This is a genomic window from Gordonia sp. 852002-51296_SCH5728562-b, assembly GCF_001665475.1.
Lineage (GTDB): Bacteria > Actinomycetota > Actinomycetes > Mycobacteriales > Mycobacteriaceae > Gordonia > Gordonia sputi.
The window spans coordinates 1-17,546 of record NZ_LZMI01000055.1 but is presented as its reverse complement, the minus strand read 5'-3'; the positions used below and the strand labels follow the sequence as shown (position 1 = coordinate 17,546).

The following is a 17,546-nucleotide window of genomic DNA, read 5'->3' as shown; positions in this document are numbered from 1 at the left end:
CGGTGTCTCGCGTCTGCTTCAGCCCACACGGCTACCTGACGCTTCGCCGCTGGATCGCCGACAACGAGTTCGACGTCTTGCACGTCCACGAACCCAATTCGCCGAGTCTGTCGATGCTGGCGTTGATGGTCGCGTTGGGGCCGATAGTCACGACGTTTCACACCTCGACGTCGAACTCGTTGTCGGCGATCCAGCGGCGAAGCGTCAGGTAGCCGTGTGGGCTGAAGCAGACGCGAGACACCGACCCGTTGTAGGGCAGGGCCACCGCGGGACCCGCCGACACCACGTAGTCCGGCAGCACCGTCTCGTCGGCGGCTGGCGCGAGGACGCTCACGGTATGGCCACGGTCGATGAACACCTCGGCGAGCTCGACCACATGTGCCTGCACGCCGCCCGGAACGTCGAACGAGTACGGACAGACCATTCCGATCTTCATCCGGTGCTCTCGATTCGCGCACGACGCTCCGCCGACCAGTCGGATTCCCAGAGCGGCTGCAACATGTGCCAGTCCGCGGGATGTGCCGCGATGTTCGTGGCGAAGGCGTCGGCCACCGCCTGGGTGGCTTGCTCGACGCCGCCCGACACGTCGGCCGACTCTCCGACCAGGATTTGCGACCTCCCGTCCGGGAGGAAGAAGTGGTGTACGGGCATGAGCGCTGCGCCCGTCTCGATAGCGAGGCGCGCAGGCCCGGCGGGCATGCGGGTCGGCTCACCGAAGAACTGCACCGGAACGCCGTGGCGGGTCAGGTCGCGTTCTGCGAGCAGACATACCACCGACCCTTCGCGAAGTCTGTCGGCGAGACGCGCGAACGGAGGCTGTTCCCCACCGGTGAGCGGAAAGATCTCGAACCCGAGGCTCTCGCGATACGCGACGAATTGATCGAACAGCGACTCCGGTTCGAGTCGTTCGGCCACTGTCGAGAATCGATGACCGCGATTGATCAGCCACACCCCGGCCATGTCCCAGTTGCCGCTGTGCGGCAACGCGAAGATGAGCCCCTTGCCCTTCGCGATCTCGGCCTCGAAGCGGGCGACATCGTCGTCGGCGATGTGCACCGACGCCGCGGCGTTCGCCAGTCCCATGGCGGGCAGGCGAAAGGCTTCGTACCAGTACCTGGCATACGAGCGCATCGCGTCGGCGACGAGTTCGTCCGGCACGTCCTGCGGCCGCGTGGCTCCGATCACGCGGGCAAGATTGCGTCGCAACTGCTGCGGGCCGCCGTTGCGGCGACCGACCATCGCGCCCGCGCCCTCGAAAACGGTTCTGCCCCAACTGTCCGGAAGCAGACGCACACCGGCCCATCCGGCCCGGTAGCCCAGGTCGGAGACGTACCCGCCGAGGCGGCTCACCGGCTTCCGGTGCCTGCGTCGGGCCCGGCCTGGGTCTCGGTGTCGGGGTCGGTCGCGGCTTCAGCATCGGTCCCGGTGTCAGTGTCGGTCGAACTCGACGCCAGTGGGATCAGGTCTCGGGCACCCGGTGACCGGGAAATCGACCACATGCGCTGTCCGACGGTGATCACGCTCCCGATCGCGAGAAGCCACATGGCGACGTGAATCGCCCACCACAGTCCGAGACCGGTGAAGCCCGCTCCCACCAGAACGATGATCAGCCGGTCCGGGCGCTCGATGAGACCGCCGTCGCCATACAGACCCGACGCCTCGGCGCGTGCCTTGGCATACGAGATGACCTGCGAGGTCACCAGACAGATCATCGTGGCGACGAACAGCCACTGGTGCGGCTGCGTCCACGCGCACCACCACGCGAGACCCGCGAAGATCGCGCCGTCGGCGATGCGGTCGCAGGTGGCGTCGAGCACCGCACCGAATCGGGTTCCGCCACCGCGGGCTCGCGCCATCGCGCCATCGAGCATGTCGAACATCACGAACAGCCAGATGACCATCGTGCCCCAGAAGAGGTGGCCCATCGGGAACAGCGTCACCGCCGCCGCGACAGTCGCCACGGTGCCGATCACGGTCATGGCGTCAGGAGTCAGCCCGGTGCGCAGCAACGCACGTCCGAGCGGCAACGTCACCTTCGACACCGACGCCCGGCCTCGAATGCTCAGCACCGCACCGCTCCTTCCCGACCGTTCAGTCCTGTACCTGCACTGCTCATGCGGTGCGGTCGCGCGCTCATGGGGCGTCGAGCTGCTTCCACGCGTCCGACAGCAGCGCACGGGTATCGCGCAGCAACTGTGGCATGACTTTTGTCTCGCCGACAACCGTGATGAAGTTCGCGTCGCCCACCCACCGCGGCACGATGTGCTGGTGGATGTGCTCCGACAACGAGCCGCCTGCGGCGTAACCGAGATTCAGACCCACGTTGAACGCGTTCGGATTCGACACCGCCTTGATCGTGCGGATCATGCGCTGCGTGAACCCCATCAACTCGTCGGCCTCGCCTGCGGTCAGCGCTTCGAGGTCTGCGACCTGCCGATACGGCACGATCATCGTGTGGCCGGGGTTGTACGGGTACAGGTTGAGCACCGCGTAGACGTGCTCTCCACGCGCCACGATCAACCCGTCCTCGTCAGTCATCGTCGGGATGTCGAGGAAGGGGTGCCCGGTGAGGTCCGAGCCGTCGGCTGCCTTCTTCACGACCGGCGGGTCGGCCGTGATGTAGGTCATCCGGTGCGGACTCCACAGCCGCTGTAGCCGATCGGGATCGCCGGTACCGCAATCGCGGATCTCACCGGCGTGAGCACCGGTCGGGGCCCCACCGCTCGACTCGTCGTCGGCGTCAGGCATCTCCTGCACCTTCGATCAGCTCCTTGGTCGGAGACTCGTTGCGACGGGCGGAAATCCACTCGTCGATGATTCTGACCGCGTCGGCGACGGGAACGCCGTTGACCTGAGTGCCGTCTCGGAATCGGAAGCTCACCGCACCCGCCTCGACGTCACGCTCGCCTGCGAGAAGCATGAACGGCACCTTGCCGGTGGTATGCGTGCGGATCTTCTTCTGCATGCGGTCGTCGGAGTAGTCGACCTCGGCGCGAATTGCCTTGGCCTTCAACTGATCCATGACGCTCTGAAGGTGGTCGACGAACGCCTCGGCAACAGGGATGCCGACGACCTGCACCGGCGACAGCCATGCCGGGAAGGCGCCCGCGTAGTGCTCGGTGAGCACGCCGAAGAACCGCTCGATCGAACCGAACAGAGCGCGGTGGATCATGACGGGGCGATGCTTGGCGCCGTCGGAGCCGGTGTACTCGAGGTTGAAGCGTTCCGGCAGGTTGAAGTCGAGCTGAATGGTCGACATCTGCCAGGTGCGGCCCAGCGCGTCCTTGACCTGGACGGAGATCTTGGGTCCGTAGAACGCGGCGCCACCGGGATCGGGTACGAGGTCGAGTCCGGACTCGCCCGCAACCTCGGCGAGCGTGTTGGTCGCGATCTCCCAGGTCTCGTCGTCGCCGACGGACTTCTTGGGATCCCGCGTCGACAACTCCAGATAGAAATCATCGAGACCGTAATCGCGAAGCAGATCGAGGACGAAGGTCAGCAGCGAGCGCAGTTCGTCACGCATCTGCTCGCGGGTGCAGTAGATGTGTGCGTCGTCCTGAGTGAACCCCCGTGCGCGGGTCAGCCCGTGGATCACGCCCGACTTCTCGTAGCGGTAGACGGTGCCGAACTCGAAGAGGCGCAACGGAAGTTCTCGATACGAGCGTCCACGCGCGTCGAAGATCAGGTTGTGCATCGGACAGTTCATCGGCTTCAGGTAGTAGTCCTGAGCCGGCTTGCGCACCGAGCCGTCGTCGTTGAACTCGGCGTCGAGCTGCATAGGCGGGTACATGCCGTCGGCGTACCAATCGAGGTGTCCCGACACCTCGAACAGGTTGCTCTTGGTGATGTGCGGCGTGTTGACGAACTGATATCCGGCAGCGATGTGACGCTTGCGCGAGTAGTCCTCCATCTCGGTGCGGATGATGCCGCCCTTCGGATGGAACACCGGTAGGCCCGAACCGATCTCGTCGGGGAAGCTGAACAGGTCGAGCTCTGCACCCAGTCGTCGATGGTCGCGCTTCTCGGCCTCCGCGAGCATCTCGAGGTAGGTGTCCTGAGCTTCCGACGACTCCCATGCGGTGCCGTAGATGCGCTGAAGGTCGGCGTTGTCCTGATCGCCGCGCCAGTAGGCAGCCGAACTCCTGGTGAGCTTGAACGCGGAGATGTACTTGGTGGTCGGGACGTGCGGACCACGGCACAGATCGCACCAGATCACCTCGCCGGTGCGGGGATTCAGGTTGTCGTACGCGGTGAGTTCAGCCCCGCCGACCTCCATGACCTCGCTGTCGTCGGCCGCGCCCTTGTCGTCGATCAACTCGAGCTTGTACGGCTCCTTGGCGAGCTGCACCCGGGCCTCGTCCTTCGACGCGTAGACCCGTCGCGAAAACTTCTGACCCGACTTGATGATCTGCTTCATCTTCTTCTCGAGCGCGGTGAGATCTTCGGGGGTGAAGGGCTCTGCGACGTCGAAGTCGTAGTAGAAGCCGTCCTTGATCGGCGGCCCGATCCCGAGCTTTGCCTCGGGAAAGAGATCCTGCACGGCCTGTGCGAGCACGTGCGCCGTCGAATGCCTGATCACGCTCCGGCCCGCCTCGGTGTTCGCGGCAACCGGTTCGACGTCAGTGTCGAGATCGGGAGCCCAGGAGAGATCGCGCAGTTGGCCTGCGGCATCACGAACGACGACGACGGCCTCGGGTCCCTTGTTGGGCAGTTCGTGCTCGCGCAGCGCCGTGCCCGCGGTGGTCCCGGCCGGCACACGGATCGTGGCTGGGCTGGTCACCATTGCGTTGTCGGGCACTTCGCTGCTCCTTGATGCGAGGCGGGCGTCGTGCCCGCCTGTGAGTATCGGTGTTCGTGCACGTCGATCGTATCTGCGGGCGCCCCGTCGGCCACCACCGCGGCCGGGATGTCCTACAGGATCGGGCTCGTGAGCCACGAAGCGTCGAGGTTCACCCAGTTCGCGGCAGTTCCCAGCACACCCAGGACCCACAGGGAGGCGAGTACGACGACGCAGGTGACGATGCCGAAAGCCCCCTGCACAGACCAGTGACGTTTCTTCATCCAATCGAGCCAGGCGTCGTATTTGCTTCGCGCGAAGCGCAGTAGCCGTTGAGCCCACGAGAATTCCGACGCGAGGATGCCGAGTCCCAAGAACACGATCAACCAGCCGGGGCCGGGATACGGAATGGCGACGATGCCGCCCGCGAGCACCAGCGCACCGACGACGCCGACAATGATCCGATAGGTGAGGTTCAGACGCGCGTCACGCCGGATGACGAATCTGCGTTGACGACTCCAGATGCGTATTCGTTGCCACGTCGGCACGCAGTACTCCACTCTCCGCGTTTGCTGTCTCCGACGCCGTGGGGCTGACGGCACCGGACGACTCGATGTGTCCAGGGTACGTATCCGGCTGCGTCACCTCCCCACGCGCGTCGGCGCGACGCTGTCGAAACTCGGCTGCCAGCGTGACGATGATCGTGAGCAACAGGATCAGTGGATAACACCCGGAGTAGAGGATGACCGTGATGCGATCGAACACTCCCGGATCGGGATATCGCGGCATCATGAACAGCCCGACCGCAATGATGTGATCGGCTCCGTAGTGGCTTCCGCTGCCCCAGTAGTTCCACCAGTACGAAAACGACAGCGCGCCGACCGTCAGCGGGGCCAACCACCGCCACCAGTACCTACGTCCGCGGATGCTGCCCCGGTACGCGAAGTCGAAGGCGACGACCAGCAGCGGTACCACCCACACCCAGTGATGACCCCACGAGAACGGTGACACCGTCGCCGCGGTCATTCCCGCGGTGGTCACCGACAGCAGGCGGCGTCCGCGCCGGTAGGACACGACCGCTGCCCAGAGCCCGAGAATCGCCGCGACGAGCGCCACGGGCATCCACATCCAGTCGGGCGGCGAGAACAGCGGCCCGACCGGTGCGGGCTCGGAGAACCGTCGAACATCGAAATACGCGAGCATCTGCGCGATGAACCCATTCACCGACTGGTTCGCCGGTGAATCCACGCGTCCGATACGTGACTCGCCGGTCACGTATGTCGTCCAGTACTGATGGGCGTCGGCCCTGATGACCAGGTATCCGATCACGACGGTGATGGCGAACCCCACGACTGCCATCGCCGCGGCCCGCCAGCGACGCAGCACGAGCAGGTACACGACGAAGAACGCGGGGGTCAGCTTCAGCCCCGCCGCGATGCCGACGCCGAGACCACGCAGCCTCGATCGCGGATGGAGCAGATCGAGAAAGACGAGGTCGAGCAGGATGATGAACATCAAGAAGACGTTGATCTGGCCGAGCCAGATCGTCGTCCGTACTGGTTCGAGCACCGTGACACAGATGGCTCCGCACACACCGAAGATCGCGAGTTTGCTGTCTGCCTTGTAGCCGAGCGTGCGCATGCCGAGGTATACCGTCGCCACGAGCGCGAGGAAGATCGCCACCCACCACACGATCTTCGCCACCAGCGCACTCATCAGCGCGAAGAGGGTGAACACCACAGCAGAAAATGGCGGATAGGTGAAGCTCAGACGACCCCACACCGGAAATTCGTAGAGTGGTCGGCCATCGAGCACGACACGTCCACCCGCTCGGTAGACGTACAGATCGGTGGCGTTGTCGAACAGCCCGTTGAACTGCGCGCCGATCGGGATCACGAAGATATGCCAGATCAGCGCGAGGACGGCGAGTACTCCGACCGCGAGCACCGGCTTCCAACCGAGTACCAGCGGCGACGGTCGCTGATCGACGGTGGTGCTCGCAGACATGAACACACCGTAGCCAAGACTTATCGCAGGTCAGAAACCGAATCGCCGAAGGCGTCGATTGTCTGATTCCGTACCGGTCGACGACCAGCCCGGATCGCCCGTCGTCGCGAAGTCGACCCACGCTCGATGCATCTCGTCGGCGACCTGCTGGTCCGGCTCGGGGCCGACGAGGGAGTGCGCCTGGTCGAGGTGATCGAAGACGAACGGGATTTCGACGGCGTGACCTGCCCTGATGTCGGCGATCGGACTCCGGTACCCGAACTCGTAGAGGTGCGTCGAGCCCGATGGACGCGACGCGGCGAGCGTAGTCGTCGGGCCGGAGAATGCGCGTACGGTGAGTGCCTGCGCGAGCACGTCTCCTGGGCTGGCACCGGCGTCGAGTCCGGCGCGGAGCTGGTCGATGCCATTCGGCTGCCGACCGAGTACCGCTGCGGCAGCCTGCTCTGTGATCGCATCGGCTCCGCCCGACGCCGCGAGGAAGAATCGGAACTCGTCGGCGTTCCAGCCTGCCAGCAGCGGAACATCGGCCCCGGCGCCCGACGCGATCGCCTCCTGCGGCACGGAGGTGAGGACGTCACCGTCGACGACGGGGAACTGGCTCATGATGCCCATCCCCTTGGCAACCGTCGACTCACCCCACAGGGCGGGGTCGGGGTTCACCATGCATTCGAGTGCCAGTTGCGACTGGGCCGCGAGCAACGCGACGGGATCGACCTCGGCAAACGACTGTGCGTCGGCGTCGACACCGAGGATCTCCGACAGCCGCCCGGTGACCAGACGGGCATCGTCGATCTCAGCGGCCGCTGTACCGTTGCCGCTCTGCATGATCGCTCGCCGGAACAGACCGCGCGCAAGCGGCGACGCCAGTAGCGACGCGACGCTCATGGCTCCGGCCGATTCGCCGAAGATCGTCACGTTGCCGGGGTCGCCCCCGAAGCTCGCAATATTCGCGTGCACCCACTCGAGGGCCGCGATCTGATCGCGCAATCCCCTGTTCTCGACGCCGCCGCTCACCGACGCGAAACCCGCTGTGCCGAGCCGATAATTGAGGCCGACGCAGACCACACCGTCGCGGGCGAACGTATCCCCGGCGTAGATGGCCAACCGGTTGGAACCACGGGTGAACGCACCGCCGTGAATCCACACCATGACCGGTAATCCGCCCGCACTCTGATCCGGGGTCCACACGTTGACAGTGAGGTAGTCGTCGCCGAGTTCGATCACGTTGTCGAGCAGTGCGGCGATCGGCGCCGGGTACGGGACCTGCGGTGCCGTCGGCCCGTACTCGACGGCTGTGCGCACACCGTCCCAGGAGTCGACCGGCCGGGGTGAGTCGAACGCCGCAGGCCCGACAGGAGGAGCAGCGCAGGGAAGGCCGAGAAAGGCCGACACGCCATCGGATCTGCGACCCGAAATACGCCCGGCGGTTGTCGTGACGACGGGGGTCTGGACATGTGTTCGCGTCATGCTCGCGGACAGTACGCCGTGACGACGCCCAGCCGGATGCGATCGCGAAGATATCTCGGATCATCGTCTCATAACTTGTCCCAACTGTCTCATAACTCCGACAGTTCGGGAGTTCGACGATCCGTCTTATTGTCTTGGTCTCGCTCGTTTAGAGGGAAACTCGTGGATCGGTAACTGTGTCTCGAAACGCCGTCGCCAAATCTCATTTTGTCGGTAGTTCTGCGATACGTTGTTGGACATGGCACAGCCCCCTCCGTCCGCGCAGCACATGCTGCTCGGATACGCGCGTACGAGTGCGGTGGCGCCGGCACTCGACGAGCAAGTCGATACCCTTGTCTCCCACGGCGTCGCCCAGCGTCGGATCTACACGGACGACACCCTCGCGGGAGTCGTTGCGGCACAACGGCCCGGCTTCGATGCTCTCCTCGACTACGCCCGCCCGGGCGACCTTCTCATCGTCGTCAGCATGGACCGGTTGGGGCGCTCCGCCGACGAAGTCCTGGCGACCGTCCGCACGCTCACCGAACTCGACGTGGGGATACAGGCCCTGCGCGAGGGCCTGAGCACGCACGACGACGGCGGCTCCACACTCGTCGGTGTCCTCGCGTCGCTCGCCGTCGCCAACGACGAGATGAGTGCCCTCGGGCGTCGAGCGCGCAGCCCAGGCGACCGTCATCGAGCCGGACACCTTGGACGTCCACGAGCGCTGACCGACGAGCAGGTCGAGCTCGCGCGACGCCTTCGCGAGAACGGCGATTCCGTCCCGACGATTGCCGCCGTGCTCGGCGTCAGTCGCGCCACCCTGTACCGCACCCTCGCAGAAAAGAGAGCCACCAGATGACCAGCGGCCGAATTGTCGCGTTCCCGGTGTCGACGCCCCCGACGACGCGTCAGCCCTCGCTCGTCGACGACACGATCGACGAAGATGCGTTCCAACGCGGATTCGACGACGCGACAACGTATCTCGCGACCATGCCGGATACCTGGGCGCGTCACCACGCGTCGTCGGCGCTCGCTTCGGGCGACATTCCCGAGATCACCCAAAGCTACGAACGCGGGTACCGCGCCGCTCTGTACGGCTTCGTGAGACAGGCTCGCCGCTGACTGCCACGTGTGCGCGCTGACTACCATCGTTGGCGCAGACCCCGCTCGAGAATCCGAACAGAGAAGAGACTTCTATGACCAGGCTGATGATCATTCTCGGAAGTGTCCGCGAAGGCCGGATCGGCGGCCCCATCGCCGAATGGGTCAAGGCAGCAGCCGATGCCGACGACCGTTACGACGTCGACTTCGTCGACCTCGCAGAGCTCAATCTTCCGTTCATGGACGAGCCTAACCATCCGCGACTCAAGAATTACGTGAAAGACCACACCAAGGCGTGGAGCGCACGCGTCGAGGCAGCGGACGGGTTCATCTTTGTCTTTCCTGAGTACAACTACAGCTACTCCCCCGCCATCAAGAACGCACTCGACTACCTGCACAGCGAGTGGGACCGCAAACCCGTCGGCTTCGTCAACTGGGGCGGCAACTCGGCGGGGACACGCGCACAGGTCGCACTGCCTGTCGTCGTGTCAGCACTCGGACTCGTCATGACCAAGGGCAACGTCGAGATCAACTTCCCGCAGAAGCAACTGACCGACGACGGCATCTTCGAGCCGAACGAGCAGCAAAGCGCCGTGGTCAAGGCTCAGCTCGACGAGATCGTGAAGCTGTCTGAAGCATTGACACCGCTTCGCGGATGACGGGCATTGACACCACTTCGCGGATGACGGGCATTGACACCACTTCGGAATTGAGAGTCATTATTTCATTGCGGACCGAAACCGACCGCAATCGCTGAGAGGCTCTGATCAGAAGTTCACACCACCTCTGATCGGAGCCTTTCGATGTATTCACCGCAGCGCGACAATGAAGTAACCGGTATCGCCAACTATGTTGATCAGCAGCTCGACGCGATCCGCGCCGCGGCGTTCGGCCTCACGGAGGCACAGCTGCGCGAAACCCCCTGTCGGAGCGAACTTTCCATCGGCGGCTTGATCAAGCACACCCTCGACGGCATGCGTGGCGCAATCGAGCGGCTCTCCGGAGAGGACGTCACGCCGACGGTCGACGCGGACGGCGTCGCCGACTATCTGGCCGGTTTCGTTGTGGGCGAGGACGAGTCGGTCGACGATCTGCTCAGCGACTTCGACAGCACACGCGTGCAACTGCGTGGACTGATTCTGGCGAGCGACCCGGGAGCCGACGCGATTGCGCCGCCGGCACCCTGGTACGGCCAATTGGAGCCGCAACCAATCCGGTTGCGTTACTACCTCATTCACCTCATCGAGGAGTACGCGCGTCACGCCGGGCACGCCGACATCATCCGAGAGCAGATCGACGGCGTGGCTGTACCCGCTCTGGTGATGACGCTCGAGGGCGTACCGGCGAATCAGTTCTTCACGCCCTACGAACCTACCGTGGGCACCGTCGGAGCGTGAAAGGCACTGTCGCCCAGGCTGGCTGCTCGTCGGCACCGAGAGCCGTGCTGGTGCAAACCTCATCTCACGTTTCGGTCCGGTGTCGCGACTGCCTGGTGAGGGCGAAGGAGGCGCTCGGTAGTCGACACTGGAGGAAACGTGACCACAGCCGCGGACAACCGAGGCAACCGCGGGGCTGACGCCGGGGCACATCGCAACGTCGGCGCCACGGGTGCGGCTGCGGGGGATGCATACTCGCAGCGTGTCGAGTCGGCCGACTGGCGAAGCGTCACCGCCGAGGTGAACGAGTACGGCGGTGCGCTTCTCCCGCGGCTACTGAACGCATCTGAAGTCGACGACCTCCGAGCTCTGTACGACGACGCCGACCACGTCGTCCGCGCAACGGTCGACATGGGCCGTCATCGCCTCGGGGAGGGCCAGTACAAGTACCTGCACACCCCCGCCGGTCGAGCGGCTGAAACAGGCGCTACATCGCTGCCTTTGCGGCGACCATTGTGGGCCGACGTGTCCGGCCACATCGTCGGCCGTGAGGCGCTGCGATGAGCGGGCTGACGGCGATCCTGCGCCGAATGACTACTGCCACAACAGAAGACGGGGCCGAGCGCATCGTGGCCGAGGCTGCACAGGATCTGGCGCTGTTGCTGCACTTGACCACCCTGATCGACATCGACCATCGCGGGATCATCGTCGCGCATGTGATCGGTACGATCGTGGCCACGACCGCACCGGCTTCGCACCCGATGGCTGTGCACCTCGAACGGTGCTTCCGGTGCGGCCGAGCTGCGATCTACGACAGCTCCGAGACCTGTCGTCGGTGCAGGTCCGCGACGCTCGATCAGTTGCTCGAAGCCGAGCCCAGGGCACTCAAACTCGAAGCGCGCGAGCAAGGTGATCCGTCATGACCGACGATCCTGATCTCAGCGGCCCTCCCTCCCGAGTCCCCTTACCTCGAGATCGAGCCGCGCACTGATCCTTACGCGATGCCCTTCGATAGACACATGCGCCGGGCAGCCGAGGCTCGGGCCGCCACTGCGGACGACCCGGCCCACCTCATCGGCATCTACCCCGACCGGGAGCCGCTGAGGCCGCGCTGCGGTACCGAGAGCTCGATCCGTCGACGGTCACGAAGTGGGAGGTCAGTGGCTCCGATCACGTGCTGGTGTTCCATGCGGACTAACGAACTCTTAGGCGACTTACTGTTGACATCGGCTAGTCGGTTGTGCCCCAGGCGATTCTGGCCTTCCCGTCGATGCAGTCAGGAGTCACGGTGAGTCCACGTTTGACTCCGTCGTAGTCGCCGTGCACTACGTAACCCTTCACGTATATGTCGTCGACGCAGGTAACAAGAGTTTGGCCACAGAACTCGCGGAGCATATCCGGAGCCCCGAGCGTGTTGAGATCGAAGTACCTCGCGACGTAGGCCTGCCATTCGTTCGTCGGTATCAGGAAGGCCATGGTCGAGCAGTTTCCCTGTAGCGCGAATGGCGGGTCGTCGACCTGCAGGTCGGTGGCGTTGTCGGGCACGCTCACGCCGATCCGGTCAGCCATCCGAGCCGCACGATGCGCGGTGCTGAAGTACACCACCGCACCTACAACGAGCGCCACCACCACGACGACAGCGCACGCGACCCACAAACACACCCACCTGGTGCGCGTCATCAGTGTGCCCCGGAGTGCGGAGCCAGTGGCTGCCGCACCATCGAAGTTTGCGGACTCGACGTGTTCGTCACCTCGTAGTTCTGCGCCCAACCCGCGCGATGGAGATCGTTGAGATCCGAATACTGTTCTGACGGCGATTTCTTGGTCGTGTCCCAGTTGTAGTAGTCGTAGATGCTGGTCTGGTAGGTGAGTTCACCAGGACCCGCGCCTGCGCCACCGAGATTCGGCATGTACACACCACTCGTCTGATATGAGAACGTGCCCAACGCAGCCCAATAATCCGGATGCTGCTTCGGGTCAGCTCGAAAACCTTGGTCGCCATCTGGATTCCACGCGCTTTGGAACGCAACCGGACCACGATAACCATCCGGCATGACCTCGGACGCACTCTTTGCACTCTGGCCAGCGTCTCTCTGGACCTTGTCTGAAAACTTTGGCACGTCTCGGAGCATGCCGTTCACATCGAATCGGTATTTCTCGCCGCTGTTGTCCAGGAAGTGTTTGAGCATGCCGGCTGCGATCGGCATACCAGCTGCGGCATTGCCCGCACCGCCCTCAGCGGCCGCACGAACCCCCTGCAAGTACCCCTTCTCCAGCAAGCTCGGGTTGTAGGAGCGGTAATCAGCAGGCCCCGACCCGTCCCTGTTCGCATCCTCGATCGGCCCCTTCGGCGGCGCGGGCGCCGGCGGAATCCGCGGATGGAACGGATGTGCACCCGTCGGGAACATACCCAGCCCTAGCAACGCATTCTCCACACAGCAGTCGTAATACTGTGCCGCGACGTCCATCGTGTTCAACAGGGTGCGCAACTTGAACGTGACCTGCGCGGCAAACGTAAACGCCTTCGCTCGTGCGGCCGCCAACCCGTCGGGATCACCATCGTTGGCTGCGGCCAGACTGTCGAGGTAACTCTTCTTGACCGTAGCCACACCGCTGTCGGCGACACTGCACACGTACCGCACCATCATGTCCTCGCTGGTCGCGAGAATCTCATCCCTGAGTTTGCCCAGTTGATCGGCCGCGGTACGCAACACCGCAGCCGCGCTTGACCACCGCTTGGCCCTCTCAGTAAGACTGTCCGCGTGGTCCTTCGCCCTCACCGCCGCCTGAGTCTGCGTCTCTCCGCGCCAATCGGTCGATACACGGTCCAATGCGTTGAGCACACTCGTCGCGTTATCGGCCAACGACTCCGACCCCGAACTGAGACCGTCACCGGTCTGCGTCAATGATCCGATCGAGAACCCGTCAACCTGGCTGATCGTCAGAGTCACAGCCGCTCATCACCCGCGCGAGTGATCTTCTTGGCCGACTGATCATCCGCTCGCACAAATGCCTCCACCGCACGCTTCACGTCGGTCCCGAAGTCATCAAAACCGGTGGAGAGTCCGCGAATAGCGTCGTGCTCACGCTCCGCGTGACGCTTCAAACCGCGTTCGAGATCGGTGCCCGGACACGCAGCAGCACCCGCGGAGAAGATCCCCACGGTGTCGATCCCGGCGAGCCCGTCCGACACCCGCCACAAGTGCTTGCCAAACCCCATCACTGAATCCGGATCAAGCCTGAACTCGTCGGGCACGTGACTTCACTCCTCACCCCGTGCTGAACATGATGCCCTCGCAGCAACCATAGAAATATAACGAAGTACTGAATCGCCCCGGGTTTGCTGGAGGCTCTGATGTGCCCTGGGTTGGATGGAGTCGGTTTGCTTGACTTTTGGTCACGACGTCCACGAAGGAGCCGTGTCCGTGCCCAAGCGTTATCCCGAAGAGTTCCGCCGCAAGGTGCTCGACCTGGTGGCCGCTGGCCGACCAATTGCGCAGATCGCAGCAGATCTGAATATCAGCGACCAGACGATCTACGGCTGGCGCAAACAGGAGTTGATCGACACCGGACAGCTACCCGGGCTCAACCGCGCTGAGCTGTCCGAGCTCAGCGCGGCCAATAGGCGCATCCGCGAGTTGGAAACTGAGGTGGCCGTCCTGAAAAGGGCACGTGAGCTGCTGCGGGGGCCGCACGACCCAAAAGGCGGTACGCGGCCATAGAAACCATGGCCGCAGAAGGACTGCCCGTCCAGGTGGCCTGCCGACTGTTGGAGGTCACCGAGTCGGGCTACTACGCATGGCGCAGCCGGGCGCCGTCGGCCCGGGAGGTCCGTCATGCGTGGCTGACCGAGCAGATCCGTGCTGTGCACATAGCCTCTCGGGGTGAACCGTCCTGGATCGGATAGAGACCTGGTTCAGGCCACCTCCGCCACGGAGGCGACGCTGTCACGATAGCGCGTCTCGTACTCGACGGGTGAGCAGTAGCCCAGGGAGGAGTGCAGCCTCTCGGCGTTGAACCAGTGCACGTAGGCGGCGGTCTCTCGTTCGACCTCGCCGCGGTCCTTCCAGGTGCGGCCGGTGTCGATCAGTTCGGTCTTGTACAAGCCGATCGCCGACTCCATGAGCGCGTTGTCGAGCGCATCGCCGACCGATCCTATGGATCCGGTGATGTTGGCCTCGGTCAGCGCAGCGGTGAACGCCAACGATGTGTACTGACTGCCCGCATCGCTGTGATGAACCAAACCGGTTGCGGTGAAGTCGAATCCGGATCGGCGGCGGGCGAACAACGCTTGCTCGACAACACTCGTCACCAACGGTGTGTGCTTGCTCGCCATGACTCGCCACCCGAGGATGCGTCGCGAAAACACATCCACGAGGAACGCGACGTAGACAAACCCCGCCAATGTCCACACATACGTGAAGTCGGCCACCCACCACTGATCCGGATGTGTCGGTGTATCCCATTGTCGTTCAACATGATCAGGGAATCGTGGCGCTCTATCGTCTCGGTGGGTCGTGGTGGTGCGATGGCTGCCGCGTACAGCACCGGAGATGCCGCAGATCCCCATCAGCCGGCCGACCTGATCACGACCCATCACGTGACCGGCGCGCCACATCGTGTGATACATCTTGCGCACCCCGTACACACCGCGGTTCTTCTCGAACTGCTGGTAGACGGCATGAGCGGCGTAGGCCTCCTCGAGCATCGCTGCCGAGACCAGGCCACGCTGCTTGTGGGCATAGTAGGTGGATGGGGCAATCTGCATTCCGTACTCAGTGAGTACCCGGCAGATCGGATCGACCCCGAACCTGTCCCTGTGATCGTCGATGTACTCGACGATCAACGAAGTCGGCGGTCGATCTCCGCCGCGGCGAAAAACGCCGACGCCGTCTTCAAAATCTCATTGGCTCTGCGCAATTCGGAATTCTCACGACGCAGCTCACGCACCTGAGCATCCAACTCCCCACTGGTCGTACTCACCCCCGAGGAGACCACCGGCGTGTCCTTCTCGATCCAGTTACGCAGCGTCGCCTGATTGATATCGAGCATCTCGGCGACATGCCGGCGCGCCGCCGACTTCGACTCGCCCACCTCGCCGAGCCGATCCTGATACATCCGCACGGCACGCTCACGCGTCTCCTGGTCAAACTTCCGTGGTGCTCCCATAACAGCATTCTCCTGGTGAGATCACGGTCTCCACCAGACCCAGGACGGTTCAGGGTACTTACGGCGCCCGCCGGGTTCACGCCGAACTTACCCTTGGGCTGGGGCTGCAGGTCGGCCATAACCAGGTCGAGATGTTGATGGCTCGCGCGAACCTCAAGGGGCTTCCAGGTACGCGTCGTGCCCGGCCCCGTCACGAGACACCCACGGCGACGGATCTGGTGGAACGGATGTTCACCCGTGATGCTCCAAATCGGTTGCGGGTCACTGATATCACTGAGCATCGCACATACGAAGGTAAGGTGTATTGCGCGGTGGTGCTGGACACCTTCTCCCGGCGTGTGGTCGGCTGGTCGATCGATTCGAGTCAGACCGCGGCACTGGTCACCAACGCGCTGGGCATGGCGATTGGCAACCGCGACCCCCAGGCCGGTGGGATCATTCATTCCGACCACGGAGTGCAATTCACCTCCTGGGCGTTCACCGATCGGGCTAAGCGGGCCGGTTTGGTCCCGTCGATGGGTTCGATCGATGACTGCTACGACAATGCGATGATCGAATCATTCTGGGGCAGAATGCAAACCGAGCTACTCAACCGCAAACGTTGGAAGACGAGAATCGAACTAGCCAACGCGATCTTCGACTACCTGGAAATCTTCCACAACCGCCAGCGCCGCCATTCCGCCCTCGGGATGCGCACTCCGATAGAGTTCGAACTGCTACACCAATCCACCCAACCTGTGGCCTGAAACCAAGTATGGCGACACCACCGAACCCAGGACACATCACTCGGTTAGTTGGTTCCAGCGTTCACTGGGACCGGGTTCTCACGGTAGCTGGTGACTCTTCGGGCCGCCCAGTAGGCGGCCTCGTACTCGACAGGTGGAAAATGCCCGATCTCGCCGTGCAACCGTCGGTGGTTGAACCTCGATGTACTCGGCGACAGCGATCTCGACCTCGCTAACACCGCCCCAACCGCCCCTCGGGCGCATGATCGGGTTGCGGATACACTCGGCCTTGAACAACGAGTTGAACGCCTCAGCCATCGCGTTGTCATACGAATCACCCTTGGAGCCAACAGAAGTCACCGCTTCAGCTTCCGCGAGACGCTCGGTGTAACGAATGGCTCGACACTGCACTCCACGGTCGGAATGGTGAATCAACCCGGCCACACCCTGGCCGGCACGATCACGCGCCCACAATTCCATATCGAGGGCGTCCAAGGCGAGGTCGGTGTGCATCGTGGTCGAGACCTGCCAACCACCGACCATGCGCGAGTACACGTCGGCCCTGGCCCGGGAGTTCGGGGTCAACCGCTCGACGATCTACAACGTGCGTGACCGCGTGTTCGCCTCGGTCAACCAGGCGGTGACGGCATGACCTCCATCGTCGAGCACTGGGGGCTGCACACCGGCCCCCCGACCTACGTCGGCATCAGCGGCACCAAGGACCTCCCCTGCCGGATCGTGCGGTTCCGCCGCGACTGCGTGGTCGTCCGCTTCGGCGACGCGCCGCCGGAGACCGTGCATCCCCACGATCTGCGGCAGGCCCCGCGCCGTCGCTGACGCTCCACCCCACGGCCCCCGACACCACGGCGGGTTCACATGATCGTCGCAACACTCTCAGGTGAGAGGTTGCGGCGATCATGTCGTTTCAGGAGGACTGTGTTC

Annotated in this window: 23 protein-coding genes, 1 pseudogene and 1 other annotated feature; of the genes and pseudogenes, 11 read left to right on the top strand and 13 right to left on the bottom strand. The window is 63.8% G+C overall.

The genetic code is table 11. The annotated features are described in order from the left end of the window. The first annotated feature begins 2 nt into the window (after positions 1-2). Entirely contained in the window at positions 3-212 is a 210-nt protein-coding gene (locus A5766_RS23845; protein ID WP_442902953.1) for a glycosyltransferase family 4 protein, read from the top strand. On the opposite strand, the pseudogene A5766_RS09680 reads toward A5766_RS23845, so the two are convergent. The 8 genes and pseudogenes from A5766_RS09680 to A5766_RS09645 form a co-directional block, all read right to left on the bottom strand. Further along, positions 167-436 (bottom strand): annotated as a pseudogene (locus A5766_RS09680) (glycosyltransferase family 4 protein); the annotation flags it as partial. The gene A5766_RS23845 and the pseudogene A5766_RS09680 overlap by 46 nt on opposite strands. Then, positions 433-1,350 (bottom strand): phosphatidylinositol mannoside acyltransferase, encoded by a 918-nt coding sequence (locus A5766_RS09675; RefSeq protein WP_005206041.1) that lies wholly within the window; start codon positions 1,348-1,350, stop codon positions 433-435. The pseudogene A5766_RS09680 and the gene A5766_RS09675, both read right to left, overlap by 4 nt. After that, entirely contained in the window at positions 1,347-2,069 is a 723-nt protein-coding gene (gene pgsA / locus A5766_RS09670) for a phosphatidylinositol phosphate synthase (protein ID WP_005206043.1), read from the bottom strand. Before pgsA ends, A5766_RS09675 begins: the two co-directional genes overlap by 4 nt. A 64-nt stretch (positions 2,070-2,133) precedes the next feature. Further along, positions 2,134-2,748, bottom strand: coding sequence for an HIT family protein (locus A5766_RS09665; protein ID WP_051993851.1), 615 nt, complete (start codon positions 2,746-2,748; stop codon positions 2,134-2,136). Continuing rightward, a complete protein-coding gene (thrS, locus tag A5766_RS09660) occupies positions 2,741-4,798 on the bottom strand; it encodes a threonine--tRNA ligase (RefSeq protein WP_005206047.1) in 2,058 nt (685 codons plus the stop codon). Before thrS ends, A5766_RS09665 begins: the two co-directional genes overlap by 8 nt. A 113-nt stretch (positions 4,799-4,911) precedes the next feature. After that, complete coding sequence (locus tag A5766_RS09655; RefSeq protein WP_005206049.1) at positions 4,912-5,325, bottom strand: TIGR02611 family protein; 414 nt, start codon at positions 5,323-5,325, stop codon at positions 4,912-4,914. Then, a complete protein-coding gene (locus A5766_RS09650; protein WP_039855659.1) occupies positions 5,264-6,784 on the bottom strand; it encodes a glycosyltransferase 87 family protein in 1,521 nt (506 codons plus the stop codon). The genes A5766_RS09655 and A5766_RS09650 overlap by 62 nt, the downstream gene beginning before the upstream one ends. A 30-nt stretch (positions 6,785-6,814) precedes the next feature. Further along, positions 6,815-8,251: a carboxylesterase/lipase family protein gene (locus A5766_RS09645; protein WP_039855651.1), complete on the bottom strand. Its 1,437-nt coding sequence runs from the start codon at positions 8,249-8,251 to the stop codon at positions 6,815-6,817. Positions 8,252-8,489: 238 nt separating this feature from the next. Between A5766_RS09645 and A5766_RS09640 the strand changes: the two genes are divergently transcribed. From A5766_RS09640 to A5766_RS09615, 6 genes are all read left to right on the top strand, one after another. Further along, positions 8,490-9,092: a recombinase family protein gene (locus A5766_RS09640; RefSeq protein ID WP_005206059.1), complete on the top strand. Its 603-nt coding sequence runs from the start codon at positions 8,490-8,492 to the stop codon at positions 9,090-9,092. Further along, a complete protein-coding gene (locus A5766_RS09635) occupies positions 9,089-9,355 on the top strand; it encodes a hypothetical protein (protein WP_005206062.1) in 267 nt (88 codons plus the stop codon). Before A5766_RS09640 ends, A5766_RS09635 begins: the two co-directional genes overlap by 4 nt. A gap of 74 nt (positions 9,356-9,429) precedes the next feature. After that, positions 9,430-9,993: an NADPH-dependent FMN reductase gene (locus A5766_RS09630; protein ID WP_064904497.1), complete on the top strand. Its 564-nt coding sequence runs from the start codon at positions 9,430-9,432 to the stop codon at positions 9,991-9,993. Between the two features lie 144 nt (positions 9,994-10,137). Continuing rightward, positions 10,138-10,731 (top strand): DinB family protein, encoded by a 594-nt coding sequence (locus A5766_RS09625; RefSeq protein WP_064904494.1) that lies wholly within the window; start codon positions 10,138-10,140, stop codon positions 10,729-10,731. Between the two features lie 138 nt (positions 10,732-10,869). Continuing rightward, complete coding sequence (locus A5766_RS09620) at positions 10,870-11,274, top strand: hypothetical protein (RefSeq protein WP_064904483.1); 405 nt, start codon at positions 10,870-10,872, stop codon at positions 11,272-11,274. After that, positions 11,271-11,633, top strand: coding sequence for a hypothetical protein (locus A5766_RS09615; RefSeq protein ID WP_064904474.1), 363 nt, complete (start codon positions 11,271-11,273; stop codon positions 11,631-11,633). The genes A5766_RS09620 and A5766_RS09615 overlap by 4 nt, the downstream gene beginning before the upstream one ends. 307 nt (positions 11,634-11,940) lie before the next feature. Here the strand turns inward: A5766_RS09615 and A5766_RS09610 are convergent, their stop codons facing one another. From A5766_RS09610 to A5766_RS09600, 3 genes are all read right to left on the bottom strand, one after another. Continuing rightward, positions 11,941-12,342 (bottom strand): hypothetical protein, encoded by a 402-nt coding sequence (locus tag A5766_RS09610; RefSeq protein ID WP_064904467.1) that lies wholly within the window; start codon positions 12,340-12,342, stop codon positions 11,941-11,943. A 47-nt stretch (positions 12,343-12,389) separates the two neighbouring features. Beyond that, positions 12,390-13,553 carry a hypothetical protein gene (locus A5766_RS09605; protein WP_156527426.1) on the bottom strand — a complete coding sequence of 388 codons (1,164 nt, stop codon included), beginning with the start codon at positions 13,551-13,553 and terminating at the stop codon, positions 12,390-12,392. Positions 13,554-13,657: 104 nt separating this feature from the next. Next, positions 13,658-13,966, bottom strand: coding sequence for a hypothetical protein (locus tag A5766_RS09600; protein ID WP_156527425.1), 309 nt, complete (start codon positions 13,964-13,966; stop codon positions 13,658-13,660). A 169-nt stretch (positions 13,967-14,135) separates the two neighbouring features. Between A5766_RS09600 and A5766_RS09595 the strand changes: the two genes are divergently transcribed. Together A5766_RS09595 and A5766_RS09590 are read left to right on the top strand one after the other, a co-directional pair. After that, on the top strand, positions 14,136-14,432 hold the full coding sequence (locus A5766_RS09595; RefSeq protein WP_064904504.1) for a transposase: 297 nt from the start codon (positions 14,136-14,138) through the stop codon (positions 14,430-14,432). A gap of 5 nt (positions 14,433-14,437) precedes the next feature. After that, the gene (locus A5766_RS09590; RefSeq protein WP_064904454.1) at positions 14,438-14,617 is read left to right on the top strand and encodes a hypothetical protein; all 180 of its coding nucleotides are present in this window, start codon (positions 14,438-14,440) and stop codon (positions 14,615-14,617) included. A 9-nt stretch (positions 14,618-14,626) separates the two neighbouring features. On the opposite strand, the gene A5766_RS09585 is transcribed toward A5766_RS09590, so the two are convergent. Beyond that, positions 14,627-15,879, bottom strand: a protein-coding gene (locus tag A5766_RS09585) for an IS3 family transposase (protein WP_156527424.1) whose coding sequence is annotated in 2 segments (ribosomal slippage) — positions 14,627-15,585 and positions 15,585-15,879 — 1,254 coding nt in all. Because the reading frame shifts where the segments join, the coding sequence is not laid out codon by codon here. Next, positions 15,464-15,595: a sequence feature (AL1L pseudoknot), on the bottom strand. Its footprint overlaps the gene before it by 132 nt. A gap of 20 nt (positions 15,880-15,899) precedes the next feature. Between A5766_RS09585 and A5766_RS23840 the strand changes: the two genes are divergently transcribed. Beyond that, a complete protein-coding gene (locus A5766_RS23840) occupies positions 15,900-16,625 on the top strand; it encodes an IS3 family transposase (protein ID WP_156527423.1) in 726 nt (241 codons plus the stop codon). Positions 16,626-16,703: 78 nt separating this feature from the next. Here A5766_RS23840 and A5766_RS09570 read toward each other — a convergent pair whose 3' ends face one another. Beyond that, positions 16,704-17,147 (bottom strand): DDE-type integrase/transposase/recombinase, encoded by a 444-nt coding sequence (locus tag A5766_RS09570; protein WP_082965486.1) that lies wholly within the window; start codon positions 17,145-17,147, stop codon positions 16,704-16,706. Between the two features lie 105 nt (positions 17,148-17,252). Here A5766_RS09570 and A5766_RS09565 point away from each other — a divergent pair, with 105 nt between their 5' ends. After that, on the top strand, positions 17,253-17,441 hold the full coding sequence (locus A5766_RS09565) for a hypothetical protein (RefSeq protein WP_064904434.1): 189 nt from the start codon (positions 17,253-17,255) through the stop codon (positions 17,439-17,441). Positions 17,442-17,546: the final 105 nt, after the last annotated feature.